This window comes from Actinomadura kijaniata (assembly GCF_014138665.1).
GTDB lineage: Bacteria > Actinomycetota > Actinomycetes > Streptosporangiales > Streptosporangiaceae > Spirillospora > Spirillospora kijaniata.
Map to the genome: position 1 here is coordinate 64,796 of NZ_JACJIA010000012.1, position 25,150 is coordinate 89,945.

Here is a 25,150-nt window from a genome sequence, read left to right on the forward strand (position 1 = left end):
TAACTAATCGAGGCACTTTTTCAGGTTCTGCCCGGCTCAGTTCACCTTTCGTTCACCTGGATCGGGGTGGCCGTACACCTCGGCTGCCTAGCTTCGCTTGCGACGGTGGCCCGCTACCTGGACAAACGGTCCAGCTCCCGGTCGGTCCGCCGCCCCCACGGAAACTAAGAGGAGACCCTCCGGTGAAGAACGGTTCTCGGCTGGCCGCCCTGGGTGGCGTGGTCGTCGCGGGTGCGCTTGCCCTGAGTGCGTGCGGCAGCGACAACAACACCGGCGCGTCCGGCGGCAACGCTCCCGCCGGTGACATCGACTGCGCCAAGGCCACGGTGAACGCGGCCGGTTCCAGCGCCCAGAAGAACGCCATCGAGGAGTGGACCAAGATCTACGCGCAGAAGTGCGCGGGTGCCAACCTCAACTACAACGCCTCCGGCTCGGGTGCGGGCATCCAGGCGTTCACTTCCGGCCAGGTGGCGTTCGCCGGCTCCGACTCGGCCCTCAAGCCCGAGGAGACCGGCCCGGCCAAGCAGCGCTGCCAGGGGAGCAACGCCCTGAACCTGCCGATGGTGGTCGGCCCGGTCGCGGTCGTCTACAACCTGCAGGGCGCCGACGGTCTCCAGCTGTCCCCCGCGACCATCGCCAAGATCTTCGCGGGCCAGGTCAAGACCTGGAACGACCCGGCCATCGCCGCCGAGAACTCCGGCGCCAAGCTGCCGTCCTCCCCGATCAAGGTGGTCTACCGCGCCGACGAGTCGGGCACCACCGACAACTTCACCAAGTACCTGAAGGCCACCGCCCCCGACGTGTGGAAGTGGGAGCCCGCCAAGAAGTGGGCCGCCACCGCCGGTGAGGGCGCGCAGAAGTCCGACGGCGTCACCACCCAGGTCAAGAGCACCGCCGGCGCGATCTCCTACGTGGAGATGTCCTACGCCGAGAACAACAAGCTGCAGACCGCCAAGATCAAGAACGGCGCGGGCGAGTACGTCGCGCTGAGCGCCGACAGCGCCTCCAAGGGCATCGCGGGCGCCAAGGTCGTCGGTACCGGCAACGACGTCGCCCTGAAGATCGACTACACCACCAAGGAGCCGGGCGCCTACCCGATCAACCTGGTGACCTACGAGATCGTCTGCGAGAAGGGCCTGCCCGCCGAGCAGACGAAGTTCGTGAAGTCCTTCCTGACCTACACGGCCAGCGCGGACGGCCAGAAGGTGCTGACCCAGCTCGGCTACGCGCCGCTGCCGGAGAGCGTCCTGACCAAGGTCCAGGCGTCCGTCAAGGCCCTGGCCTGAGCGTCGAGGCCCTGTCCTGAGTCCTGACCCCCAGCCTCGTCACCCCGTCGCCACCCGGTACCAACGGCGACGGGGTGCAGGCGGGTCCGGCCGCAGCCACCCCCGAGGAGGACCCCCGTGACCAGCCAGTCCGGCATCGAAGCGCATGTCGGCACCCCCGCCCGCCCCATCGGCGGCGCCGTCGGCACCGGCCGGGCCGGTGACAGGATCTTCGCCGCCGCGGCGCGCGGCTCGGGGATCCTCGTGCTCGCCATCATGGCCGCGATCGCCGTGTTCCTGATCTGGAAGGCGATCCCGGCGCTGCAGAAGAACGAGGCCAACTTCCTCACCTCCGAGGACTGGAACCCCAACGCCGTCCCGCCCCAGTTCGGCATCGCGCAGCTGGCGTTCGGCACGCTGATGTCGTCGCTGCTGGCGCTGCTGATGGCGACGCCGGTCGCGATCGGGATCGCGCTGTTCATCGCGTTCTACTCGCCGCGCCGCCTGGCCAACGGCCTGGGCTACGTCGTCGACCTGCTCGCCGCCGTGCCCAGCATCGTCTACGGCCTGTGGGGCCTGCTGGTGCTGGTGCCGCACATGGAGGGCGTCAGCAAGCTGCTGAACGCGACGTTCGGCTGGATCCCGGTCTTCGGCGGCGACAACCCCGGCAAGAGCTCGATCTTCACCGCGGGCGTGGTGCTCGCCATCATGATCCTGCCGATCATCTCCTCGATCTCCCGCGAGGTCTTCCTCCAGGTCCCGCGCGCGCACGTGGAGGCGGCGCTGGCGCTGGGCGCCACCCGCTGGGAGATGATCCGCATGTCGGTGCTGCCCTACGGCCGGTCCGGCATGGTCGGTGCCTCGATGCTGGGCCTCGGCCGCGCGATGGGCGAGACCATCGCCGTCGCGCTGGTGCTGACCTACGTCCCCGGCATCAACTGGCACCTGCTGGAGAACGGCGGCTCGACGTTCGCCGCCAACATCGCCAAGAACTTCGGCGAGGCGGGCGAGATCGGCCGGGGCGCGCTGATCGCCTCCGGTCTGGTGCTGTTCGTGATCACCCTGGTCGTCAACATGGCCGCGCGGGCCGTGGTGGCGCGTCGTAAGGAGTTCGTGTGACCGCCGTCTCCAAGTCCGCCCCCGGGCCGGGCCGGTCCGCCAAGGGTTCCAGCCTCGCGCCGGTCTCCTCCTCCCGGAAGATCAAGGACCGGCTGGTCCAGGGCCTGGTGTACGCGGCGTTCGCGCTGGCGATCATCCCGCTGCTGTCGGTGCTGTGGACCGTGATCACCAACGGGCTGGCCCGGCTGGACGCCGACTTCTTCGCGTTCTCCATGAACGGCGTGACCGCCCGCGACGGCGGTGGCGGCGCCTACCACGCCATCATCGGCACCCTGGAGCAGGTCGCCATCGCCACGGTGATCTCGGTCCCGGTCGCCGTGCTCACCGCGGTCTACCTGATCGAGTACGGCGCGGGCAGCCGGCTGGCCAAGGCGATCAGCTTCTTCGTGGACGTCATGACCGGCATCCCGTCGATCGTCGCCGGCCTGTTCGTGCTGGCGATGTGGATGCTGACCCTGCAGATCGCCCCGGAGGGGTCGGGCTTCGCCGGGGCGCTGGCGCTGTCGATCCTGATGATGCCGACGGTGGTGCGGGCGACCGAGGAGATGCTCAAGCTCGTCCCGGGCGACCTGCGCGAGGCGTCCTACGCGCTGGGCGTGCCGCGCTGGCGGACGATCTGCTTCGTGGTGCTGCCGACCGCGCTCACCGGCATCCTCACCGGCATCATGCTGGCCGTCGCCCGCGTCATGGGCGAGACCGCGCCGCTGCTGCTGACGATCTTCTTCACCAAGGCGATCAACCTCAATCCGTTCGACGGGCCGCAGGGCTCGCTGCCCACGTTCATCTGGGACCAGGTCAGCAACCCGCAGCAGACCTCGCTGGACCGCGCCTGGACCGGCGCGCTGGTCCTGATCCTGCTGATCATGCTGCTCAACCTCGGCGCGCGCCTGGTCGCCCGCCGCTTCAAGCCCGCCGCCGGACGCTGACCCGTCCCCGAAAGACCCTCGTTAGGAGCACCACCCCCATGGCCAAGCGGATCGAAGTCTCCGGACTGCACGCCTACTACGGCGGCGTCCACGCCATCGACGACATCTCGATGACGATCGAGCCGCGTTCGGTGACCGCGTTCATCGGCCCCTCCGGCTGCGGCAAGTCGACGTTCCTGCGGACCCTCAACCGGATGCACGAGGTCATCCCCGGCGCCCGGGTCGAGGGCAAGGTCATGCTGGACGACGAGGACCTGTACGCGACGGGCGTCGACCCGGTGGCGGTGCGCCGCTCGGTCGGGATGGTGTTCCAGCGGCCCAACCCGTTCCCCACCATGTCGATCTACGACAACGTGGCGGCGGGCCTGAAGCTCAACGGCGTCCGCCGCAAGGGCCAGCTCGACGAGATCGTCGAGGGGTCGCTGCGCGGCGCCAACCTGTGGAACGAGGTCAAGGACCGTCTGGGCAAGCCCGGCGCGGGACTGTCGGGCGGGCAGCAGCAGCGCCTGTGCATCGCCCGCGCCATCGCCGTCCAGCCGCAGGTCCTGCTGATGGACGAGCCGTGCTCGGCCCTGGACCCGATCTCGACCCTCGCCATCGAGGACCTGATCGCCAAGCTGAAGGACCAGTACACGATCGTCATCGTGACCCACAACATGCAGCAGGCGGCCCGGGTCAGCGACCGCACGGCGTTCTTCAACATCGCCGGAACGGGCAAGCCCGGCAAGCTCATCGAGATCGACGACACCTCGAAGATCTTCACCAACCCCGAGCAGAAGGCCACCGAGGACTACATCACCGGCCGCTTCGGCTGACCGGCCCGGGGCCCGCAGGGGCCTGGAACGGCCCCGGCCCGCGCCGGAAGGGCGCGGGCCGGGGCCGTCGTGCTCAGAGCCGTGCTCAGGGTCGTGCTCGGGGCCGTGCTCAGGAGGGGACGGGGGCCTTCGCGTCCTCCTGGTCGCCGGGGCGGTGGTCGGGGACGAAGCGGTAGCCGACGTTCCGGACCGTTCCGATGAGGGACTCGTACTCGGCGCCCAGCTTCGCGCGCAGGCGGCGGACGTGGACGTCGACCGTGCGCGTGCCGCCGAAGTAGTCGTAGCCCCAGACCTCCTGGAGGAGCTGGGCGCGGGTGAAGACCCGGCCGGGGTGCTGCGCCAGGTACTTCAGCAGCTCGAACTCCTTGAACGTCAGGTCCAGCACGCGGCCCCGCAGCCGGGCGGTGTAGGTCGCCTCGTCGATCGTCAGCTCGCCACTCCTGATCTCGCCGGGGACGTCGTCGGCGTCCGTCGCGGCGGCGGCCCGGCCGACCGCCAGCCGCAGCCGCGCCTCCACCTCGGCGGGGCCCGCGGTCTGGATCAGGACGTCGTCCAGCCCCCACTCGGGGGACAGCGCGGCGAGCCCGCCCTCGGTCACGATCGCCAGCAGCGGGCAGTCGAGACCCGTGGTGCGCAGCAGGCGGCACAGGGACTTGGCCTGCACCAGGTCGCGGCGCGCGTCCACCAGCACCACGTCCGCGGGCGGCGCGTCGATCAGCGCCGAGCCCTCGGCGGGGGCCACCCGCACCGAGTGCAGCAGCAGCCCGAGCGCGGGCAGGACCTCATCGGACGGTTCCAACGCGTTGGTCAGCAGGAGCAAGCTGCTCAAGTGCCGCCTCCTCGCCCATAAAGACGTCGAGGACCCAGGCGGTTCGTCCCTCGCACCCACGACACGTCGCGCGAGGCGAGGCGACCATGAAGGTGTGAAGAACGAACTCCATGGCCTCGTCGCCCGGATCCCTCAACCCCGAGCATATCCGAGCGGGTGTCGCGGGCAACGGGTGGCGGGGATGAGACGCTTGCGGCATGGCTAAGGGAACGATTCGTTACTGGGCCGCGGCGAAGGCCGCCGCGGGCACCGCCGAGGAGACGTTCGAGGCGGCGACGCTCGCCGAGGCGATCGGCGCCGCGACCCTGCGCACGGGGCGCGGGGAGGAGTTCCGGCGGGTCGTGGCGCGCTCCTCCTTCCTGGTCAACGAGCAGCCCGTGGGCGCCCGCCCGCACGAGGGCGTGGCGCTGTCGGAGGGGGACGTGGTCGAGGTGCTGCCGCCGTTCGCGGGTGGTTGATCTCACAGCGGGCGTCACCCCGCGTGGTCACCGGGACGCGGGCGAAGTCATCCCGTGGCGCGACCCGGGAACGGGCGCCGCCACGCTAACGTGGCGTTTCCAGGTGGACGGCGGGCAATAGGGGAGTCATGCGCAAAGTACTTGTCGTACTGCTGATCCTGCTGGTCGGCGGTGCCGTCGCGGCGGACCGGCTGATCCTGAGGGGCGCCGAGGACGAGATCGGCCGGCAGGTGGCGACCCAGTACCAGTTGCAGCGCGACCCCGAGGTGAAGATCCACGGGTTCCCGTTCCTGACCCAGGCGTTCGCCGGGCGGTACGAGCGGATCGACGTGGCGATCGGCGACTGGCGGGAGCGGGACGTCACCGTCCACGACGTCCGGGTCGAGATGCGCGGGGTGAACGCGCCGCTGTCCGACATCGCCGCCGGGAGGAGCGACAACGTCACCGCCGACACCGCGACCGCCTCCGCCGTGATCCCCTACGCGGCCATCCAGCGGCGGGCCCCGCAGGGCGTCAAGCGCATCGCGCCCCGGGGCGACAACCTGGAGATCGAGGCGTCGCTGGTGGTGCTGGGCCGCCAGTTCAACGGCACCGGCGAGGTGTCGCTGAAGCCGACCGCGGAGGGCATCGCGATCTCCCCGGTCTCGGTCGGGGGCTTCCCGGCGGGCGCGCTGGCGGCGCTGCGCTGGACCGTCCCGGTCGCGGACCTGCCGGTCGGGGCCCGCATCAGCAGGATCCAGCCGACCCCCGAGGGGCTGCGCGTCTCCGCCACCTCCAACAACGTCAAGCTGAACAACCTGCGCAACCGTTCCTGAAAGTCCGTGATCCGGGTCTTGTGAACCGGACGGGACCGGCGTACGTGATGGAGATGTGGGTCCCACCGCCGACGAGGGGCTGCTCCGCGCCCTGTACCGCGAGCACGGCGGTCCCCTCCTCGGCTACGTGCTGCGGCTGACCGGAGGGGACCGGCCCCAGGCCGAGGACGTCGTCCAGGAGACGCTGCTGCGCGCCTGGCGGCACCCGGAGGCGCTGGCCGGGCGGCCCGCGCGGCCCTGGCTGTTCACCGTCGCCCGCAACCTGGTGGTCGACGCGCACCGGGCGCGCCGGGCCCGGCCGCCGGAGACCGGCATCGACGAGCAGGTCGTGATGACCGCCGCCGGGTCCGACGACATCGACCGGGCGCTGGAGTCGTGGACGGTCGCCGAGGCGCTGGCCGAGCTCAGCCCGCAGCACCGCGCGGTCCTGGTCCACACCTACTATCGCGGGCTGTCGGTCGCCGAGGCCGCCAAGGCGCTGGGGGTGCCGCCGGGAACGGTGAAGTCACGGACGTACTACGCGTTGCGGGCGCTCAGACTCGCCCTGGAGGAGCGGGGGTTGGCGCCGTGAACGGGTGCGCGTGGGCGCGGAACGCGCTGGGCGTCTACGTGCTGGGGGCGATCGACCCGGCGGAGCGCTCCCGCGTCGAGGCCCATCTGGCGGGGTGCCCGGCCTGCCGGGACGAGGTGGCGGCGCTGGCGGCGCTGCCCGCGCTGCTGGGCCGCGTCGACGAGCGCCAGATCGAGGAGATGGCCGGGCCGCCCCCCGAGCTGCTGGAGTCGTTGCTGGCCGAGGCCGCCGCCGAGGAGCGCCGCCGGCGCCGCGCCCTGCCGTGGATCCCGCTGGCCGTCGCGGCGTGCGTGCTGCTGGTGGTCGGCGCGCTGTTCGGCGGGTTCGTCCTCCAGGGAGGCCAGCGCGAGGCCGCGCCGCCGTCGACCACGGCCGCGCCGCCCACCGCCACCGCCTCCCCCGAGCCCACCGGCGACGGTCATGGGCAGCCCCGGCCGGAGCGGGTCGCCGCCGCCAACCCCAGGACCGGCGTGCGGGGGTACGCGCTGCTCCACCGGAAGAAGTCGGGGACCGCCGTCGAGCTGTACCTGTCGGGCGCGCCGGTGGGGGAGAACTGCCGGTTCCGCGTCGTGGCGCGCAACGGCCAGGACGACGTCCTGGGGAGCTGGTACGTCGCCCAGAAGGGGACGGGCGAGTACTACGGCTACACCCGGTTCCCGCGCGAGACGCTGTACTCGCTGGAGATCAGCACGCTGGACGGGCGGCCGCTGCTGATGATCCCCGCCTGAGGGGAAGAAGCGCGGCGGGAGCGGGGTTGACACCGGTGATGGAGGGCGCGGTGGTCGCGGCCGCGGTGTTGCTGGCCGCGACGGTTTTCGGGCTGGTGCGCAGACGCCGTGACGGCGTGCTGCGCGAGAACGGCGTGCGCGGACGGAGGGGACGGGACGTGACCGAGCGGCTCGCCGAGGCCGACCTGGGGACGCCGCTGGGCGAGCGGGCGACGCTGCTCCAGTTCTCCAGCGCGTTCTGCGCCCCCTGCCGCGCCACGCGCCGCGTCCTCGCCGACGTCGCCGGGATGGTCGACGGCGTCGCGCACGTGGAGCTGGACGCCGAGGCGCACCTGGACCTGGTGCGGCGGCTGAACGTCGTGCGGACGCCCACCGTGCTCGTCCTGGACGCCTCCGGCGCGGTGGTGCGGCGCGCCGCCGGGCTGCCCCGCAAGGCCGACGTGATCGCCGCGCTGGGCACCGCCATTTCCTAATACTCCGGGCTCTGACCTGCGCGAAGACGGATGTCACCGTCTCGCGGACCGAGACGGATGTGACAGCGCGGCGTTTGTCGGTTTAGCATCAGGGCGTGCGTTACTGGACAGAGCAGCTGCTCACGAAGCGTCGCGCGGTCGACTTCTGCCGCGTGGCCGCCTCGCTGTGTCGCATGGCCTGAGGCATCGAGCCCGCCAGTCCCCGAGCGCTTTCCGTAGAGATCCCTCCCCGCCGTCCACGGCGGGTTGACGATCACAGCAGGCTCGCACGCACCCTTCCGCCAGGAGCACCTCGATGCAGGTCGATCCGCGTGGGCAACGCTTCGCAGCCGTCGTCACGACGGTCGTCCTGCTCGTGGTCCTGATCACCGGAAGCTGGCCGCTGCTGGCCGCCCAGACCGTCGTGTTCGCCCTCGCGGTGTTCCTCGGCCTGAGGTCCGCTCCCTACGGACTGCTCTACGCCACGCTCGTCCGGCCCCGCCTCTCCCCGCCCACGGAGCTCGAAGACCCCGCCCCGCCCCGGTTCGCCCAGGGTGTCGGCCTGGTCTTCGCGCTGGTGGGGACGGTCGGGTACGCGACGGGGACCACCTGGCTCGGCATCGGTGCCACCGCCTTCGCGCTGGGCGCGGCCTTCCTGAACGCGGTGTTCGGGTTCTGCCTCGGCTGCGAGATGTATCTGCTGATCCGCCGAATCGCCCCTCGCCGAGGGACGACCTGACAGCTCTACAACAAACAGGGAGGTTCCCGTCATGAGCCGCTCCGACGTGCTGGTGGACGCCGACTGGGTGGAGGCCCACCTGGACGACCCGGGCCTGGTGCTGGTCGAGGTGGACGAGGACGTGTCCGCCTACGACAAGGGACACATCCGCGGTGCCGTGAAGATCGACTGGAAGACCGAGCTCCAGGATCCGGTCCGCCGTGACTTCGTGGACCGCGAGGGCTTCGAGCAGCTGCTGTCCGCCAAGGGCATCGCCAACGACGACCAGGTGATCCTGTACGGCGGCAACAACAACTGGTTCGCCGCCTACGCCTACTGGTACTTCAAGCTCTACGGCCACGAGAAGGTGCGCCTGCTCGACGGCGGCCGCAAGAAGTGGGAGCTGGACTCCCGCGAGCTGGTCACCGACGTTCCCGAGCGCCCGGCCACCGAGTACAGGGCCAAGGAGCAGGACGCCGCGATCCGCGCGTTCCGCGAGGAGGTCGTCGACGCCATCGGCAAGAAGAACCTCATCGACGTGCGCTCGCCCGACGAGTTCAGCGGCAAGCTGCTCGCCCCGGCGCACCTTCCGCAGGAGCAGGCGCAGCGCGCCGGCCACGTGCCGACCGCGCGCAGCATCCCCTGGTCCAAGGCCGCCAACGACGACGGCACGTTCAAGTCCGACGAGGAGCTCCGCGAGCTCTACACCGAGGCCGGCGTGGACCTGAACAAGCCGACGATCGCCTACTGCCGCATCGGCGAGCGGTCCTCGCACACCTGGTTCGCGCTGCACGAGCTGCTCGGCCTGCCCGACGTCAAGAACTACGACGGCTCCTGGACCGAGTACGGCTCGCTCGTGGGCGTGCCGATCGAGCTCGGCGAGGCCAAGTAACCAGGCCGGAGCGATCCGGCCGACGGAGACTTTCCCGGCATCATCCCCGCCGCGCCCGGCGGAGAAGGAGGAACCCCGATGACCCAGGGCTGCGCAGCGCCCGCGCAGACGGCGCACCTTCCGGCGACCGTCGACCTGACCAACGAGGCCGTCATCCAGGGCACCGTCACCCGCGACGGCCAGCCCGTGTCCAGCGCCTACGCCCGCCTGCTCGACTCCTCCGGCGAGTTCACCGCCGAGGTCGTGACCGGTGACGAGGGCGTGTTCCGGTTCTTCGCCGCCGACGGCGACTGGACGGTGCGCGTGCTGGCCGCCGGCGGCGTGAGCGTCGACAGCGAGGTGACCGCCCGCGTCGGCGAGGTCGCCGCGCTGGAAGTCGCCATCTAGGCGCCGTTTCCGAACGGCCCACACCGTGGACCCCGCTCCCTCGGCACGAGGTGGCGGGGTCCACGCCGTTCCTCTGTAGCATCTGCGGAATGCTCGGTCTGTCGGCGAAGTCACCCTTGGTCCTGCCGTGGGCGACACTGCGGCTCGCGGGACGGTACGCGCTGCCGCTCGCGCTGTGGTTCACCGTGGGTGAGGCCCTGCGGTACGCCGTGCTGTACGGCGGCTACCACCTCGGCGGGCGGAAGGGCCTGGCGGCCTCGGTGGTGCCGATGGCCTCGGTCAGCCTGCTGGTGATGATCTCGCTCACGGTGACCGTCCTGATGATCCACTGCGTGCGCGAGGGCCTGGCCGTCGTGCACGCGCGCGAACCCGACGGGGACCTCACCCCGTGGGCCGTCGGCAACGACGAGTCGGTGCTGGGCGCGATGGGACGGGCCGTGGTGCCGTTCGTCGTGTTCTACCTGGGCTGGGGCATCCACGAGGCGGACGTCCGCGAGTTCGCCGTCGAGGCGTCGGCGCGCGGCCTCACCGAGCAGGGCTTCGAGGGCCAGATCGCCGGCCTGCGCCTGCTGCTGTCGCTGGAGAGGCATCTTCCGCTGGCGGTGGTGCTGACGGTGGCGGCGTTCGCGCTGCGGACGCTGCTGGAGTGGAAGGCCGAGGACCGGCTGCCCCGCCTGTCCGGGCTGCTCATCGCCTTCTTCGAGGTCAACTTCGCGCTGTTCGCGGTCTTCACCCTGGAGCAGCTGCGGCGGGGCGCCGAGGACTGGATCACCTCGCGGCGGGCGTGGGAGTGGCTCGACGGCGCGCTCGGCGGGGTGCTGGAGCTGTGGAAGCCGTTCCAGCACGCCGTGCTGGGCGGGCTGATCTGGATCGTCATCGCCGGTGTGGTGCTGGGGCTGGACTCCCGCGACCACGCCGTGGTGCTGGGGCGGAGCCGTGCGGGACGGCGGCTCGCCAAGATCACCGGAGCGGCGGACCAGGGCACCCTTCGCGAGTACCTGCTGCGCGGGCTGCGGGAGCTGTGGCTGCCCGCCTGGTACGGGCTGCGGCTGGTGCGGCGGTCGGGGATCGTGCCGTTCGGGGTGTTCTGCCTGCTGTTCATGGCGCTGGACGTCGCCGAGCCGCTGCTGCGGCGCCAGGTCTACGAGCTGCTCGGGCCGCATCCCGTCGAGTGGTGGATGCCCCGGCTCCCGCTGGTCGGGTTCGGCGTCGGCCTGGTGGTCCAGATGCTGAAGGTGTGCCTGCTGGCGGCGGCGTTCAACCTGGTGATGGCCCGTGTCACGGAGCAAACCGCAGCGAAGGCAGCGGCCCCTTCGCCGTCGCCTCCCGCCGCTGGACCTCCAGCGTCAACGACCGGAGCGTGGGACGCGGCACCACCGCGCGCACCGTGACCCGCAGCGGGACACCGGGCCGGGCGGGCGCCGCCAGGCCGGTCGCCGACCAGGTGTGGCCCGCGCCGTCGTGGAACTCGTAGCGCGTGCCGAACCCGGTCGCCGTCCTGGCGGCGGCCGGGTCGCCCGCCTCCACGGCCAGCACGAACCGCACCTCGGCGGTGTCGGGCGCGCCGCCGGGCGGCGGCCGGGTGCCGGCCAGGCGCTGCACGACCCGCCACCGCGCGCCCGCCAGGTCGCCGGTGCCGCCGCGCGGCACGACGGTCGGCCTCTCCGGCGGGACGAGCCGGGCGGCGTTGTGGGTCTCGTCGGTCCACTGGACGGCCAGCAGCGCCGGGGCGAGCACCCCCAGCGCCGCGAGCTGGAGCAGGCGGCGGTCGCCGGGCCGCAGCCGGGACCGCCGCTCCTCCGGCGCCTCGACGGGGTCGGGCCGGGTGGTCTCCAGCGGGTCGCGGGGAACGCTCATGAGCGGTCCGTCCTGGGGTCGTAGCGTTCGGCCGCGGTGCGCACCAGCTCGGCGGCGCGCGGCCCGGTGATCCCCAGATCGATCTCGGCCGCCGCCGACAGCTGGGGCAGCAGCCCGCCGGTCCCGGCCACCAGCCGCGCCCCGGCCAGCCGGTCGCGCGGCACCTCGAACAGGAACACCGAGCGGGACCAGATCAGCGGCTGGAGCTCGGGATTGGTCACCGACGCCGCGTCCGGCCGCGTGGCCTGGTTGAACGTCAGCCCGCCGGAGGTCTCCAGCTTCACCGACCGCAGCGGCGCGGGCTCGCGTTCGGACCGGCCCTGCGCGCGGACCACCAGGAAGACGCCGTCGGTGCGGACCGGCGGCCGGTTCCCGAACGACAGCGACGGGGCCAGCGACCGCGCGACCACGACCCGGTCCACCCGCAGCGCGAACACCCGGTTGGCGACCGTCTCGCCGACCTTCCCCGTGGACCGGATCGGGGCCATGTTCCCGGCCTCGGCCTCGGGTTTGACGTCGTACAGCCACATGGCGGCGGCCAGCAGCAGCGTCCCGGCGACCCCGGCGCCGCCCCGGACCAGGAGCCGTCCCGCGTTCACGACCCGGTCACCGCCAGCGTCACGCGCGCCGCCAGCCGGCCGTCCTCGGTGTCGGCGCGCCACCGGATGTCGGTGTCGGTGAACCCCGGCCCGTGCTCCCACTCCCGCAGCCCGAGGACGAACCGCCGCGGCGCGTCCGCCGGGCCCATCCTCCACTTGGCGGTCGCCTCCACCGGCAGGCCCGGATGCACCTCGTAGATCTTGCTCCCGGCGGCGACGGCCTCGACGTCGTCGGGGTTGACCCACTTGCCGTCCCGGGTCCGCCCGACCAGCCCGAAGCGCAGCCCGCCGGCGCCGAGCGCGGCGGACTCGCGGCCCTTGTTGACCACGCGCATCCGCACGGCCAGGAACCGCTGGTTCCGGTCGAGCCGGTCCGTCATGACCAGCGTGTCCCGGACGGTGACCTCGAACGCCCCCACGTCGATGGGCTTGCCGGCGGGCTTGTCGGGCTGCGGCGGCGTCCCGGAGCACCCGCCCGCGAGCCCCACCCCGGCGACCCCCAGGACGAGGGCGCCCAGCACGAGCCCGGGAACGAGCCTGCGCGGCCGGTTCCGGGCGGGGGAGGAGGAGGAGGCGTGCATCGGCTCGATGGTAGCCGGATCGGGGGGAACCGAGAGGCGCGCGGCGTTCTGTGGTGATCGCCACCGAGTCGTGACCGGGACCCGCCTACGATGTCGGGACGGAGACCACGAACGGGAGGATCGATGGCGGACCCGGCACCCCTCACGCCGGGCGACCCTCGGCGGCTGGGGCCCTACACGCTGACCGGCCGGATCGGCGAGGGCGGCCAGGGCGTCGTCTACCTGGGCCGGTCGCCCGACGGGCGGCAGGTCGCCGTCAAGCTGCTGCACGCCCGGTTCGGCGCGGACGCCGAGGCCCGCGCCCGGTTCGCCCGCGAGCTGGCGACGATCGAGCGCGTCGCCGGGTTCTGCACCGCGCAGGTGCTGGCCTCCGACATCGCGGGCGACCAGCCCTACATCGTCAGCGAGTACGTGCCCGGCCCGTCCCTCCAGCAACTGGTCCGCGAGCGGGGCCCGCGCATCGGCACCGACCTGGACCGCCTGGCGATCGGCACCGCGACCGCGCTGACCGCCATCCACCGCGCCGGGATCGTCCACCGCGACTTCAAGCCGCCGAACGTGCTGATGGCCCCCGACGGCCCCCGCGTGATCGACTTCGGGATCGCCCGCGCCCTGGACACCCACACCGCGACCTCCAGCGGGCTGATCGGCACGCCCGCGTTCATGGCCCCCGAGCAGGTCGCCGGGGCGCCGGTCGACAAGCCGGTGGACATCTTCGCCTGGGGCGCGACGATGGTGTACGCGGCGACCGGGCACTCCCCGTACGGGCACGACACCGTTCCGGCCGTGTTCAACCGCATCCTCAACCACGAGCCGGACCTGGCGGCGCTCCCGCCGCACCTGCGCGAGATCATCGCGAGCTGCCTGGCGAAGGACCCGGCCCGCCGCCCCACCGCCCAGCAGCTCCTGTTGCGCCTGCTCGGCGAGGAGACCGGCGCGGACCAGGCGATGGCGCAGGGCCGCTCGATGGCCCAGCAGGGGTGGGCGGCCCCGCTGCCGCCGCCGCAGCCGATCCCGTTCACGCCCCTGGCCGGGCCCCCGCACGGCACGTTCCAGCCGCCGATCCCGCACACCGTCCCGCCTCCGCCGCAGCGCCGCCGCACCGGCCTGGCCGTCCTGGCCGCCGCCGCGGCGTTCGTCCTGCTGGCCGGGGGCGGTCTCGGCGTGTGGGCGCTGACCAGCGAGGACGGCAAGACCCACGGCACCGCGACGACCACCGACACGGTGGACCCGCCGCCCCGGGCCCGGCAGCTCCAGGCCCAGGCCGCCCCGGCCCTGCGGAACCTGCTGGAGTTCAGCAACCCGACGCTGGACGCCGACATCGCCCGCGCCAACACCCAGCTCACCCAGCGCGCCCAGTCGCGCTACGCGCAGTGGCTGAACTCGGCCCGCCGGGAGTTCCCCGACCCCTCCGACAAGGTCGTCGCGGACGTCAGGGACACCGCCGTGATCGCCGCCTCCGACGACCGGGTCTCCCTGCTGTCCCTGGTCAAGCGGGTCCGCACCGGCAACCGCCCGACCACCGGCCTGGAGCAGGTCCGCTTCACGATGGTCCCGCAGGGCGCCACGTGGCTGGTCGACGAGTTCGACATCATGACCCCCGACGTCGCGCCCTGGTCCCTCGGCGCGGTCCCCTGGCCCGGCCTGGCGGCCAGGGCCCCGATGGACGCCGCCCGCGCGTGCCTGAAGGAGATCCAGACGTTCGACCACCAGGTCTTCGACAGGGACATGGCGGAGATCCTCACCTGCTCCACCGGCAACTACAAGGCCCAGACCGAGCGGGAAAGCCAGCAGATCAAGACCCGCATCAAGAAGGGACGGGTGGTCTCCACGGGCACCCCGCTGGAGGCCGCGGTCAAGCCCGGAGCCACCGCCGACCAGGCGACCGTCCTGCTATCGGTGGCGGTCAACGCCCAGGGTGCCGACGGGGGCCGCAGGGTCTACGGCTACTGGGCCGACATGCGCCGCGAGGGCGGCCGCTGGCTCCTGGCCAAGCTCGACTGGCTCCAGTGACGGAGGACTCACTCGTTGCTGTTCTGTGGGGATATGTCGGTAGTGTGCTGTTGCCGATGAGGCGGACGCCGTTCACAGGAGGGTGACCTTGCGCGGAGCGAGACTGTCGGCGGGCGTGGCGGCCGTCGCACTGGGGACGCTGGCCGTCCTCCCGGCACCCGTGGCGCAGGCGGCCCCGGCCAAGGGCAAGTGCCAGAACCCGCTGGAGTCGACGGGCTACCAGAAGTCCGCGCTGCCCAAGCAGCTCTGGGGCCAGGAGCGGATGAACTTCACCGAGGCCTGGGAGCTGAGCCGCGGCAAGGGCGTCAAGATCGCCATCGTCGACAGCGGCGTCGACGTCAACCACCCCCAGCTGCGCGGCCGGGTGGCGGCCTACGACGTCACCGGCACCGGCCTGACCGACTGCGTGGGCCACGGCACCCACCTGGCGGGCATCATCGGCGCCAAGGACCTGCGCGGGCAGGGGGTCCCCCTGGTCGGGGTCGCGCCCGAAGCGCAGCTCATCTCGGTCAAGGCGGCGACCGGCGGGCAGGTCGGCGACCCCGGCTGGTTCCCCAAGGCGATCCGCAAGGCCACCGACCTCGGCGCGAAGGTCATCAACCTGTCGGTCCAGTCCACCGACTACGCGGCCCTCAGGGCGGCGGTGGAGTACGCCCAGTCGCGCAACGTGCTCATCGTCGCGGCGGCCGGCAACATCCGCGAGGACCGCTCGAACAGCCAGCGCCCGGCCTACCCCGCCAGCTACCCCGGCGTGCTCGCGGTGGGCGCGCTGAACCAGGACGGCTCGCTGACGACGTTCTCCAACCGGAACTCCACCGTCGCCGTCACCGCCCCCGGCCAGCAGATCGTCAGCACCTGGCCCGGCGGCGCCTACTACGTCAAGGACGGCACCAGCCAGGCCGCCCCGTTCGCCGCCGGAGCCGCCGCGCTGGTCCGCGCCTACCACCCCCGGTGGACCTACCAGCAGGTCAAGCAGCAGATCGAGCGAACCGCCGACGGCGCGACCACCCAGGGCACCGGCTCGGGCGTCATCAACATCCAGCGCGCCGTGACCACCGTCAACGTCGGCAAGCAGGCCCCGGTCGCCTCGGCCCCCCAGAAGGTCGCCCTGATGCGGCCGCCCAAGGAGGACAGGGTGGGCAAGATCCTTGCGTTCTCGATCGCCGGAGTGACCCTCGTCGCCGCGGCCGGCGTGGGCGTGGGAGCCCTGGTCATCCCGGCCGCCCGCCGCCGCGCCGCGCGGTGACCGCCGGACGGCCGCGCGCCGCCCGGCGACGGCGCACACCGCGCCGAACGCGACCGCCACGGCCGGCGCGCGGACGATGCCGCCCGGGAACGTTCCGTGGGGCAGCAGCCGAACGTCCCCGCCAGGGTGTCCCGGTCGGAACATGTCAGGCGGGCGGCTGCTTGTCGGGGACGACGTAGACCGACGGCGCCCTGTAGCCGATCTCGACCTGCCTGGAGTCCTCGCGGCGATGGCGGTCGTGGCGACCCTGCGGTCGCGGGAGCGGATCGGGAGAGGCGGCGGGCATCGCGCCGCGGTTCACCGTCCCTTTCCCGGAGAGGGGCGGGACGGCGAACCGCGCCGGACGCGGACTACTGGTCGTCGCCGCGGTAGGCGGTCTGGATCAGGCGGGTGCCGGTGCGGCGGTCGACGTGGTAGCCGCGGCCGACGGGCAGCTTGTGCGGCTTGACGTTGCCGATCAGCATGCCCTCGTCCTTGTCGCCCGACATCAGCAGGCCCGGCGACGCCATCTCCTTGACCTTGGTGATGACCGGGTCGTACATGCCGCGTCCCGCACCGCCCATCGCGCGGGCCAGGATGATGTGCAGGCCGATGTCGCGGGCCTGCGGCAGCAGCTCCACCAGCGGGCGCAGCGGGTTGTCCGACGTGGCGATCATCTCGTAGTCGTCCATGATCAGGAACAGTTCCGCGCCCGTCCACCAGGACCGCGAACGCAGCTGGTCCGGGGTCAGGTCGGCCGGGGGCAGACGCTCCATCATCGCGCCGCGGATGTCGTTGACCAGCGACGCCGCCGCCGGGGCGGAGGCCGCGTAGCCGATCTGGTGCTCGGTGTTGGCCACGTCCAGCAGCGAACGGCCGTAGTCGATGAAGATGATCCGGGCCTGCTCGGGCGTGTACCGGCTGGTGATGCCGGTGGTGATGTGCCGCAGCAGGTTGGACTTGCCGCACTCGGCGTCGCCGATCGCCAGGAAGTGCGGGTCGGTGGTGAAGTCCAGGTAGACCGGGCTGAGGGTGTCCTCGTCGATGCCGATCGGGATGCGCATGCCGGTCTCGGCCGGGGTCGGCAGCTGCGTGGCGGGCAGGACGTCCGGCAGCATCCGCACCTGCGGGGCCCGGGGGCCCTTCCAGTTCTCGGCGATCATCCGGCACATCTTCTGGATGCCGTCGTTGAGCGAGTCGCCGGCGCCGCCGCCGTCGATGCGCGGCAGCGCGGTCAGGAAGTGGAACCCGTCGCGCGACACGCCGCGGCCCGGACGGTTCTCCGGGACGTTGTCGGCGAGCTTGCGGTCGATCTCCGACTCGTAGGGGTCGCCGAGCCGCAGCTCCAGCTTGGTGCCGAGCAGGTCGCGGATGTTGGTGCGGAACTCGGTCCACTTGTTGGAGGCGGCCATGATGTGGATGCCGTAGCTCAGCCCGCGCGCGGCGAGCTGGGTGATCGTGTCCTCCATCTGCTCGTAGTCCTGGCGCAGCGTCAGCCAGTTGTCCACGACCAGGAACACGTCGCCGTAGCCGTCACCGTGGTACTCGCCGGAGGCGCGCAGGCGGCGGTAGGTGGCCATGCCGTCGATGCCGCGCTCGGCGAACTCGCGTTCGCGGTTCTCCAGCAGGGTGGAGACCTCGGCGACGGTGCGGCGGACGCGGTCGGCGTCCAGGCGGTTGGCGATGCCGCCGACGTGCGGCAGCCCGGCCATCGCCGCCAGCGCGCCACCACCGAAGTCCAGGCAGTAGAACTGCACCTCCTGCGGGGTGTGGGTGAGCGCCAGCGACGCCATCAGCGTGCGGATCGCGGTGGACTTGCCGCTCTGCGGGCCGCCCGCGATGCCGATGTGGCCGCTACCGCCCGACAGCTCCAGCCAGTACGGGTCGCGCCGCTGGTGGAACGGCTTGTCGACGATCCCGGCCATCGCGTACAGCTTGCCGCGGCCCTCCCATCCGGCGGTGGTGAGACCGTGCTCGGGGGTGACCGACAGCGGCGGCAGCATCTCGTTCAGCGGCGGGGCCTCGTCCAGCGGCGGCAGCCAGATCTGGTGCGCGGGCGCGCCGTGCGCGGCGAGCTGGCCCACCACGACGTCGAACAGCGACGCCCGGTTCTTGTTCTCCTCCGGAGTGGGCTCCGGCGCCTTCGGCTCCTCGACGATCTGCGGCCGGATGTAGCCCGACATGTAGGGCACGACCTGCATCGCCATCTGGGCGTTCTGCTTGCCGGGGCTCTGCTGCTGGGGCCTCTCGTCCACCGGGCCGGACACGTAGGCGGCCTTGAACCGCACCATCGGCTCGGTCGCGAACTTCAGGTAGCCGTTACCGGGCTGGGGCGGCAGCTCGTAGGCGTCGGGAACGCCCAGCACGACCCGCGACTCCATCGCCGAGAACGTCCGCAGGCCGATCCGGTACGACAGGTGCGTGTCCAGACCCCGCAGCTTGCCCTCCTCAAGGCGCTGCGAGGCCAGCAGCAGGTGCACGCCCAGCGAACGCCCCAGCCGTCCGATCATCACGAACAGCTCGGCGAAGTCCGGCTTGGCCGACAGCAGTTCGGAGAACTCGTCCAGCACCAGGAACAGCGTCGGCATCGGCGGCAGGTCCGCGCCGTCGAGGCGGGCCTTCTCGTAGTCGCGCAGCGAGGCGTAGTTGCCCATCTGCCGCAGGTACTCCTGCCGCCGCACCATCTCGCCGTGCAGCGCGTCGTACATGCGGTCGACCAGGGGGAGCTCGTCCTCCAGGTTGGTGATGATGGCCGAGACGTGCTGGAGGCCCTCCATCCCCAGGAACGTCGCGCCGCCCTTGAAATCCACCAGGACGAAGTTCAGGATGTCCGGCGAGTGCGTCATCGCCAGGCCCAGCACCAGCGTGCGCAGCAGCTCCGACTTGCCGGAACCGGTCGCGCCGATGCACAGGCCGTGCGGGCCCATGCCGCCCTGCGCGGACTCCTTGATGTCCAGCTCGATCGGGCGGCCCTCGGAGTCCAGGCCGATCGGTACCCGGAAGCGGTTGCGCTGGGCCCGCGGCCGCCACACCTGCGCGGGGTCGACGTGGTAGACGTCGTCGACGCCCAGCAGCGACGTCAGCGTCATGTTCGCCGCCAGCAGGTCGACCTCGTCGGAGGTCTCCTGGGTGCTGGTGCGGAACGGCGAGAGCTGCCGGGCCAGCGCCTCGGCCTGCGGGACCGCCACCCGGTCGGGCTTGCCGATCGACGTCGGGACGTCCTTGCCGGTGCGGTCCTTCTTGAGCATGTGGACCTTCTCCGGCGTGACGTTCAGCCGGAGGGTGCCCGCCTCGCTGGTGGTGTTCACCGTCTGTCCGAGGTCGATGACGCACACGCCCTCGATGCCGTCGGCGGCGATCTGCGAGTCGTAGGACGCCATGCCGCCGTCCATGACGATCAGGTGCAGCGGCAGCTCACCCGGCGGCCGTCCGGCCACGAAGCGGGCGCGGTCCTTGACCTCCTGGCCGAGCAGCGCCTCCAGCTCGGTCATCGTCGGCGTGATCAGCCGGACCTGGCCGGCGGCGTCGTACTCGGTCGGGTGCAGGGTGTGCGGCAGCCACTTCATCCAGTCCCAGTGGGCGAGCTGCTCCTGCGAGGTGCACACGCTGATCCGCAGGTCGTCGGGGGAGTGGAACGCCGCCGCCTGCATCAGCAGGGCCCGCACCATCGCGCGGGAGGCGTTGCCGTCGCCGGACAGGAAGATCCGGGAGAACGACCGCAGGTTGATCGCCACCGGCAGCGCCGGGACCGTCGAGTGGGTCCGCATGAACCGGCGCAGCGCGCCCGCGCTCATCGGCTCCAGGTCCTCCACCGGCTTGGTCTCCGGCGCGATCAGCTGCACCGCGAGCTTCTGCGGGCCGGCGCCGATCCGCACCTGCCCGAAGTCGCCGTCCTCGGGACGCCGCTCCCACAGCCGGGAGCTCATCGCGATCGACCACAGCCGCGACGGGTCGGGGTTGTACCACTCCAGGGCCTCGCGCTGCTGGGAGGCGGCCTTGCGGACCTTGGTCCGGACCTGCCCGAGGTAACGCAGGTAGTCGCGGCGTTCGGAGTTCAGCTTGGACTTGCGCTCACCGCTGCGCTGGCCCATCTGGCTGAACATCATGCCGAACATCGACAGGCCCATCATCCCGCCCGCGACCATCTGCAGCGGGTTGGAGTTGGGGTTGAGGAACATGAACGCCATCGAGCCCGTGCCGGCCGCCATCGGCAGCATGGTCAGCACGTTCCGGAACCCGTCGCTGACCACCTCGGGCAGCTCCGGCGGAGACTCCAGCAGGATCTCACCGCGCGGCATCTCCGGTGGCCTGCGGCGTTCCTTCCGCCGAACCAGGATGGTGCTCACTGGAACGGGCTCCCCTCGGGTGGGCGTCACGAATTCGCAGTGCGCCATCTTACGGACAAGAAGGATCAATTACCCGCGTTGTGGGTGTTATCACGCTCAGTGACCGATCTCCCGTCGTCGCAGGTCGACCGGCGGCAGCGGGAGGGCGCGGAACGCGGGCCGGGCCCGCGGCCCGTCAGGCGCGGCCCGTCAGACGCGGTCCTCGAAGGCGGCGGCGACGATCGGGGTCCAGCCGCTGGCGGTGAAGCAGGCGACCAGGCCCTTGGCGAGCGCCACCTGGTCGTCCTCGGTGATCCCGTCGGCCATGGGGGTGACCTCCACGCGCCAGCGGAAGTAGAGGAAGGCGTCCTCGTCGTCGCCGTCGGCGGCCAGGCGCGGGTCGTGGTCCTCGTTGGTCCAGGCCTCCAGCCAGTTCCCGCGCAGGTCGCAGGAGTTCGACTTCACCGGGGTCGCGTCGGGGAACGCCTGCCGCACCGCGTCCAGGATCCGGCGTTCGTCGGTGGGGCCGTCCAGCATCACCAGAAACTGAAGGGCGCGCTCCACTTGTTGCTCCTACTGGATGGGAAGTGATGGACCGTTGTCGAGCTTACCACCCTTCAACAGCACCGAGAATTGCACCTTCACCGGCGAATTCGAGTCGAGGAGTTCGCGGCGGAGTTTTTGGAAATCGGAGCCCAGGTCGAAGGACGCGATCTGGCCGTTCTCGTTGAACCGGCGCAGCATGCTCTTCCGCAGCCGGGTGCCCAGCGGGGCTCTGGCCAGGGCGCGTTCGGCCAGGTTGAAGAAGTCCCTCCTGTCGACGCGCAGCGCGATATCGATGTCGGAGTTCGTGCGCGCAGTTCCCTTGATACGGCTGCCGTGCAGGATGAGGTCGCCCTTGGGAAGCCCCGCCTGGCGCTGTAGCTGTCGAATGTTCCGGGCGAACTTGCGGAATTCCCGATCGGTGAACCCCTGGGGGACGCGCCGGACGGGGTGCCGGTCGGCGGGCATTTTCTTCAGCCAGTTGGCAATGGGGCGGAAAAGGCCCATGTTCCCGCCTCTCCCGCCCGCTCCCCTGCTTCTGCTCCTGACCAACGCTCTCCGTCCGCGGTCGGTTCGGTGGGGTGGTGGCCGTCAGCCGTTGAGGATCGACTCGACGGTCATGTCGATGAGCTGGTCGATGACGACCGAGGCGATGAACTTCGCGATCGGGATCCAGGACAGCGAGGCGCCGAACGTCGGCCCGGCCCAGGCGATGGCCTGGATGATCTGGAACAGCAGCAGGACGAGCTGGATGATCACATAGATCTTCAGCATGAGGACCACGACCGCGCAGATGGTCAGCCCGGCCCCGATGAGCATCGCGGCGGTGCCCGCGTCCGTGAGGGCCTCGGCGGGGGCGTCCTCGCCGGTCCACTTGCGGCGGAACGCCTCCAGGCCCTCGCCCTTCTGGCTCCACACCTTGGCGGCGTGGTCCTGCGCCTCGCCCACGGGCGCGCCCAGGCGCCCGGCGAAGCCGAACCAGGACCCGGCCATCCCGAACAGCTTCTCCTCGTCGGTCTCGGGCCAGTCGTAACCGAGCATCCCGAGCACGGAGACCAGTTCCCCGGACAGTTTCAGTCCCATCGGGTCACCCCAGCATCTGCCGGACGCGGTTGACCTCGACCGTGGAGCCGTCCTCGGCCTGGAAGTACACCGAGGCCATCTCCACGGTGCCGTCGGCGTAGTCCTTGAGCCCGTCGATGTTGCTCTCGATGCACTCCACGGCCGCCTCGTAGATCGCGCCGTAGCAGCCGCCGATCAGCATGCCGATCATGTCGCCGCCCCAGGGCTCGCCGTGCCCCTGGAGCTCGCCCTGGAACGCCTGCCACTCGGAGCGCAGGCGCTGGGCGGCGGAGTGGATGCCCTCACCGCCCCGCTTGATCACCTTCGGGTCGACGTCCAGTTCAGGAGCCATGGGACGGTCCCTTTCTAGGAGCGCTTCTCGACGCCGTTCATCAGCGACGTGAGGGAGCGGGTGAAGGAGGAGAACTGCTCCAGGCTCTGGTCCTGGATGCGGCGGACCTGCTCGGCCATCTCGTGGGGGCCGAGCGCGGCGGTGGCGTCGAGGGCGTTCGCGCGCGCCTCGGCCAGGGCCGCGTTCCCGGCGGTGACCACGTGCGCGGCCAGGGCGTGCGACCCCTGCCGCACGGCGCGTTCGGTGAGCTCGACCGCCTCGACGAGGCCGCCGCCGGAGACGGTGACCCGGACCTCGCCGTCGGCGGCGGTGCCGACGGCCGGGGCGCGGCCGCCGCTCGGGCCCGCCGGACCGGCCAGCCGCCCCACCTGCCCGACCAGCCCCTCCAGGTCGGGGAGCGGGGCGTGGTCGCCGACGTGGGCGCGGTCCTGGATCCCGGCCAGCGCCTCGTCGAGGCCGCGCATCATGACGCCGAGCCGGCGCAGCCCCTCGTTCTGGACCTCGCCGAGCCGTCGCAGCAGCGTGGCGGGGTCGACCGCGCTGTCGGCGGGATCGCTGGTGACCTTGCCGCGCACGTCGTCCAGCGCGGCGTTCACGGCGGCGGCGATGCAGGCGCCGATCTCGCCGGGCGGGAGCCGGAGCACGCGCGGGTCGAGTTCGAGCGACTCCAGGCGGCCGCCGCTGACGGCCACGGCGCGCACCCGTCCCTCGGCGGCCTCGCCCTCGCCGCGCACCGGAGGGGTCTCCGAGCGCGCGGTCACGGGTTCGCGGGCGGTGAGGGCGTCGCCCAGCTCCCGGCGCGCCTCGGCCAGCCGCTGCTCGAACGGGACGTCGTCACCGTCGTCCGGTTCGTCGTCCTTCCACATCCCTGCTCCCCGAGTCGGTCGCCAGGCGGGAGGAACTGTATCGAACCGTGCAGGAAACGCGTGATCAATGGATTCAGGGCGTTCCCCGCGGGTAGACAGACCGGTTCGGCTCCCCGCCGGGTGTGCTTGCCGGTGACTCTGACTCGCGGGAGGGCCCGGTGGTTCCAGCGCCGTCCGATTCAGGGGGCGCGGGCCGTGCCGCGCGCGCATACCGCGGGTGGGAGGGCGTGACCAGGGCGTGTGGAGCGTCACAGCTTGTTACCCACGACTTGACTGAACGTCTATGTTGTTACGGTTTCCTCCCGTGATGGGACGGTCCTTGGGACCACAGGTGTACTTGTGAGGGAGAACTGTGGCAACAGTCACCGGGGCAGAGCTGTGCCGGGTCACGGTGGTGGCTCCCAAGCGCCGCATCGACATCTCGCTTCCCGCTCACGTGCCGTTCGCCCAGCTCTTCCCGGCGATCCTGCACTACTCGGGCAACCAGATGGCCGACGCCGGACTCGCGCACGGCGGATGGGTGCTGCAACGGCTCGACGAGGCCCCCTTCGACGGGGCGACGACCCCCGCGCAGGCCGGGCTCCGCGACGGCGAGATGCTCTACCTGCGCCCCGGGATGTCGCAGCTTCCGGAGCTGGCGTTCGACGACGTCGCCGACGTGGTCGCCACCGCCGTCAACGACCGCCGCGACCGCTGGCGGCCCGAGTGGACCCGCAACTTCGCGCTCTCGGTCGCGGCCGGGTCGTCCGCCTTCGCCGCCCTCGTGCTGCTGCTGTCCGGGCCGTCGTGGATCGTCCCGGCGGTGTGCGCCGGCGTCGTCGCCCTGCTGCTGATGATCGCCTCGGTGTCGGTGTCCCGCGCGTCCGGGGACCGGCAGGCCGGAACGGTGCTCGCCTTCTCGGCGTTCCCGCACGCGTTCCTGGCCGGGCTGCTGGCCCCGGCGCGCGGCACCGCGCTGGCCGACCTCGGCCCGCTGCACGCGCTGGCCGGGTTCGGCGCGGTCGTGCTCGTCGCGATGATCGCCCTGGTCGGGATCAAGGAAGGCGCGACGATCTTCTGGGGCACGGTCGTGGGCGGCGCGCTCGGCGCCGCCGGGTCCGGCGTCGCGCTGCTGTTCGACGACCTGTCGCCGACCGGCATCGCCACCGTCGCGGTGGCCGTGGCGATGATGCTGACGCCGCTCACCCCGACGCTGGCGTTCCGGTTCTCCAAGGTCACGCTGCCGCCGGTGCCGCAGAGCGCCGAGGACCTCCGCCGCGACACGATCATGGTGGACGGCAGGCAGGTGCTCACCCGCACCGGCCTGGCCGACCGGTTCATCACCGGGTTCACCGTGGGGCTCGGCATCGTCGGGTTCCTCGGGCTGCTGCCCGCCGCGTTCGCCGACGGCTGGCTCGGCCCCGTCACCGCCGGGGTCATCTCGACGCTGATGCTGCTGCGCTCCCGGCTGTTCCGCGGCCGGATCCAGCGGCTGGCGCTGCTGGTGCCGGGCGTGCTCGGCCTCGGCATCCTCGCCCTGGGCCTGGCCGCGGGCGGCTCGCAGATCATGATGGTCGTCGGCGCGCTGCTGCCGGTCCTGGCGATCGGCGGGACGTTCCTGGGCGTCGGCCTGTGGCTGCCGGGCAACCGGCCCTCGCCGTTCTGGGGCCGCGCGGCCGACATCCTCGAAATGCTGCTGATGGTGGCGCTGGTGCCGCTGGCCCTCGGGCTGTGCGGCCTGTTCGGCTTCATGCGCGGCCTGGCCGGTTAGGG

The 25,150-nt window shown here is 71.8% G+C and carries 28 protein-coding genes; 17 read left to right on the forward strand and 11 right to left on the reverse strand.

Going from position 1 to position 25,150, the window contains the following annotated elements; genetic code table 11:
- Positions 1–182: 182 nt before the first annotated feature.
- From pstS to pstB, 4 genes are all read left to right on the forward strand, one after another.
- Complete coding sequence (pstS, locus tag HNR61_RS35365; RefSeq protein ID WP_182847503.1) at positions 183–1,286, forward strand: phosphate ABC transporter substrate-binding protein PstS; 1,104 nt, start codon at positions 183–185, stop codon at positions 1,284–1,286.
- Between the two features lie 168 nt (positions 1,287–1,454).
- Complete coding sequence (gene pstC / locus HNR61_RS35370) at positions 1,455–2,384, forward strand: phosphate ABC transporter permease subunit PstC (protein WP_312898271.1); 930 nt, start codon at positions 1,455–1,457, stop codon at positions 2,382–2,384.
- Positions 2,381–3,310 (forward strand): phosphate ABC transporter permease PstA, encoded by a 930-nt coding sequence (gene pstA, locus HNR61_RS35375; RefSeq protein ID WP_182847505.1) that lies wholly within the window; start codon positions 2,381–2,383, stop codon positions 3,308–3,310. Before pstC ends, pstA begins: the two co-directional genes overlap by 4 nt.
- Positions 3,311–3,348: 38 nt before the next feature.
- Positions 3,349–4,125: a phosphate ABC transporter ATP-binding protein PstB gene (gene pstB / locus HNR61_RS35380; protein ID WP_067813545.1), complete on the forward strand. Its 777-nt coding sequence runs from the start codon at positions 3,349–3,351 to the stop codon at positions 4,123–4,125.
- A 109-nt stretch (positions 4,126–4,234) separates the two neighbouring features.
- On the opposite strand, the gene HNR61_RS35385 is transcribed toward pstB, so the two are convergent.
- Positions 4,235–4,954 carry a winged helix-turn-helix transcriptional regulator gene (locus HNR61_RS35385; protein ID WP_182847506.1) on the reverse strand — a complete coding sequence of 240 codons (720 nt, stop codon included), beginning with the start codon at positions 4,952–4,954 and terminating at the stop codon, positions 4,235–4,237.
- A gap of 197 nt (positions 4,955–5,151) precedes the next feature.
- Between HNR61_RS35385 and HNR61_RS35390 the strand changes: the two genes are divergently transcribed.
- From HNR61_RS35390 to HNR61_RS35430, 10 genes are all read left to right on the forward strand, one after another.
- The gene (locus HNR61_RS35390; protein WP_182847507.1) at positions 5,152–5,412 is read left to right on the forward strand and encodes a MoaD/ThiS family protein; all 261 of its coding nucleotides are present in this window, start codon (positions 5,152–5,154) and stop codon (positions 5,410–5,412) included.
- 128 nt (positions 5,413–5,540) lie between these two features.
- Complete coding sequence (locus HNR61_RS35395) at positions 5,541–6,227, forward strand: LmeA family phospholipid-binding protein (protein ID WP_182847508.1); 687 nt, start codon at positions 5,541–5,543, stop codon at positions 6,225–6,227.
- 55 nt (positions 6,228–6,282) lie between these two features.
- Positions 6,283–6,798, forward strand: coding sequence for a sigma-70 family RNA polymerase sigma factor (locus HNR61_RS35400; RefSeq protein ID WP_067813537.1), 516 nt, complete (start codon positions 6,283–6,285; stop codon positions 6,796–6,798).
- Positions 6,795–7,526 carry a zf-HC2 domain-containing protein gene (locus HNR61_RS48580; protein ID WP_182847509.1) on the forward strand — a complete coding sequence of 244 codons (732 nt, stop codon included), beginning with the start codon at positions 6,795–6,797 and terminating at the stop codon, positions 7,524–7,526. The genes HNR61_RS35400 and HNR61_RS48580 overlap by 4 nt, the downstream gene beginning before the upstream one ends.
- A gap of 35 nt (positions 7,527–7,561) precedes the next feature.
- Complete coding sequence (locus HNR61_RS35410; RefSeq protein WP_312898272.1) at positions 7,562–7,999, forward strand: thioredoxin family protein; 438 nt, start codon at positions 7,562–7,564, stop codon at positions 7,997–7,999.
- 95 nt (positions 8,000–8,094) lie between these two features.
- Positions 8,095–8,181: an Ms5788A family Cys-rich leader peptide gene (locus HNR61_RS50565; protein WP_369688708.1), complete on the forward strand. Its 87-nt coding sequence runs from the start codon at positions 8,095–8,097 to the stop codon at positions 8,179–8,181.
- 113 nt (positions 8,182–8,294) lie between these two features.
- Positions 8,295–8,717, forward strand: a complete 423-nt coding sequence (locus HNR61_RS35415; RefSeq protein WP_182847510.1) for a DUF4395 domain-containing protein — start codon at positions 8,295–8,297, stop codon at positions 8,715–8,717.
- Between the two features lie 31 nt (positions 8,718–8,748).
- Positions 8,749–9,588, forward strand: a complete 840-nt coding sequence (locus HNR61_RS35420) for a sulfurtransferase (RefSeq protein ID WP_182847511.1) — start codon at positions 8,749–8,751, stop codon at positions 9,586–9,588.
- Positions 9,589–9,666: 78 nt separating this feature from the next.
- Positions 9,667–9,975, forward strand: coding sequence for a DUF1416 domain-containing protein (locus tag HNR61_RS35425; RefSeq protein WP_182847512.1), 309 nt, complete (start codon positions 9,667–9,669; stop codon positions 9,973–9,975).
- A gap of 89 nt (positions 9,976–10,064) precedes the next feature.
- On the forward strand, positions 10,065–11,366 hold the full coding sequence (locus HNR61_RS35430) for a hypothetical protein (RefSeq protein WP_182847513.1): 1,302 nt from the start codon (positions 10,065–10,067) through the stop codon (positions 11,364–11,366).
- Here HNR61_RS35430 and HNR61_RS35435 read toward each other — a convergent pair.
- Genes HNR61_RS35435 through HNR61_RS35445 form a run of 3 tightly spaced genes read right to left on the reverse strand, consistent with a single transcriptional unit; the run spans position 11,254 to position 13,012 of the window.
- The gene (locus tag HNR61_RS35435) at positions 11,254–11,832 is read right to left on the reverse strand and encodes a hypothetical protein (protein WP_182847514.1); all 579 of its coding nucleotides are present in this window, start codon (positions 11,830–11,832) and stop codon (positions 11,254–11,256) included. The genes HNR61_RS35430 and HNR61_RS35435 overlap by 113 nt on opposite strands.
- Positions 11,829–12,431: a hypothetical protein gene (locus HNR61_RS35440; protein ID WP_182847515.1), complete on the reverse strand. Its 603-nt coding sequence runs from the start codon at positions 12,429–12,431 to the stop codon at positions 11,829–11,831. The genes HNR61_RS35435 and HNR61_RS35440 overlap by 4 nt, the downstream gene beginning before the upstream one ends.
- Positions 12,428–13,012, reverse strand: a complete 585-nt coding sequence (locus HNR61_RS35445) for a hypothetical protein (protein WP_182847516.1) — start codon at positions 13,010–13,012, stop codon at positions 12,428–12,430. Before HNR61_RS35445 ends, HNR61_RS35440 begins: the two co-directional genes overlap by 4 nt.
- A gap of 123 nt (positions 13,013–13,135) precedes the next feature.
- On the opposite strand from HNR61_RS35445, the gene HNR61_RS47005 reads away from it, so the two are divergent.
- Together HNR61_RS47005 and HNR61_RS35455 are read left to right on the forward strand one after the other, a co-directional pair.
- Positions 13,136–15,025 (forward strand): serine/threonine-protein kinase, encoded by a 1,890-nt coding sequence (locus HNR61_RS47005; protein WP_220510197.1) that lies wholly within the window; start codon positions 13,136–13,138, stop codon positions 15,023–15,025.
- Positions 15,026–15,113: 88 nt separating this feature from the next.
- On the forward strand, positions 15,114–16,271 hold the full coding sequence (locus tag HNR61_RS35455; RefSeq protein ID WP_182847517.1) for a S8 family serine peptidase: 1,158 nt from the start codon (positions 15,114–15,116) through the stop codon (positions 16,269–16,271).
- Positions 16,272–16,416: 145 nt separating this feature from the next.
- On the opposite strand, the gene HNR61_RS35460 is transcribed toward HNR61_RS35455, so the two are convergent.
- From HNR61_RS35460 to HNR61_RS35490, 7 genes are all read right to left on the reverse strand, one after another.
- Positions 16,417–16,572 carry a hypothetical protein gene (locus HNR61_RS35460; RefSeq protein ID WP_182847518.1) on the reverse strand — a complete coding sequence of 52 codons (156 nt, stop codon included), beginning with the start codon at positions 16,570–16,572 and terminating at the stop codon, positions 16,417–16,419.
- 49 nt (positions 16,573–16,621) lie between these two features.
- Complete coding sequence (gene eccCa / locus HNR61_RS35465; protein ID WP_182847519.1) at positions 16,622–20,596, reverse strand: type VII secretion protein EccCa; 3,975 nt, start codon at positions 20,594–20,596, stop codon at positions 16,622–16,624.
- Between the two features lie 189 nt (positions 20,597–20,785).
- A complete protein-coding gene (locus HNR61_RS35470; RefSeq protein ID WP_182847520.1) occupies positions 20,786–21,139 on the reverse strand; it encodes a hypothetical protein in 354 nt (117 codons plus the stop codon).
- 9 nt (positions 21,140–21,148) lie between these two features.
- Positions 21,149–21,625, reverse strand: coding sequence for a nucleotidyltransferase domain-containing protein (locus tag HNR61_RS35475; protein ID WP_182847521.1), 477 nt, complete (start codon positions 21,623–21,625; stop codon positions 21,149–21,151).
- A gap of 84 nt (positions 21,626–21,709) precedes the next feature.
- Positions 21,710–22,201 (reverse strand): WXG100-like domain-containing protein, encoded by a 492-nt coding sequence (locus tag HNR61_RS35480; RefSeq protein ID WP_182847522.1) that lies wholly within the window; start codon positions 22,199–22,201, stop codon positions 21,710–21,712.
- Between the two features lie 4 nt (positions 22,202–22,205).
- Positions 22,206–22,532: a hypothetical protein gene (locus HNR61_RS35485; protein WP_182847523.1), complete on the reverse strand. Its 327-nt coding sequence runs from the start codon at positions 22,530–22,532 to the stop codon at positions 22,206–22,208.
- Between the two features lie 14 nt (positions 22,533–22,546).
- On the reverse strand, positions 22,547–23,398 hold the full coding sequence (locus tag HNR61_RS35490) for a YbaB/EbfC family nucleoid-associated protein (protein WP_182847524.1): 852 nt from the start codon (positions 23,396–23,398) through the stop codon (positions 22,547–22,549).
- A 352-nt stretch (positions 23,399–23,750) separates the two neighbouring features.
- Here HNR61_RS35490 and eccD point away from each other — a divergent pair, with 352 nt between their 5' ends.
- Entirely contained in the window at positions 23,751–25,148 is a 1,398-nt protein-coding gene (gene eccD / locus HNR61_RS35495) for a type VII secretion integral membrane protein EccD (RefSeq protein ID WP_182847525.1), read from the forward strand.
- The last annotated feature ends 2 nt before the right edge of the window (positions 25,149–25,150 follow it).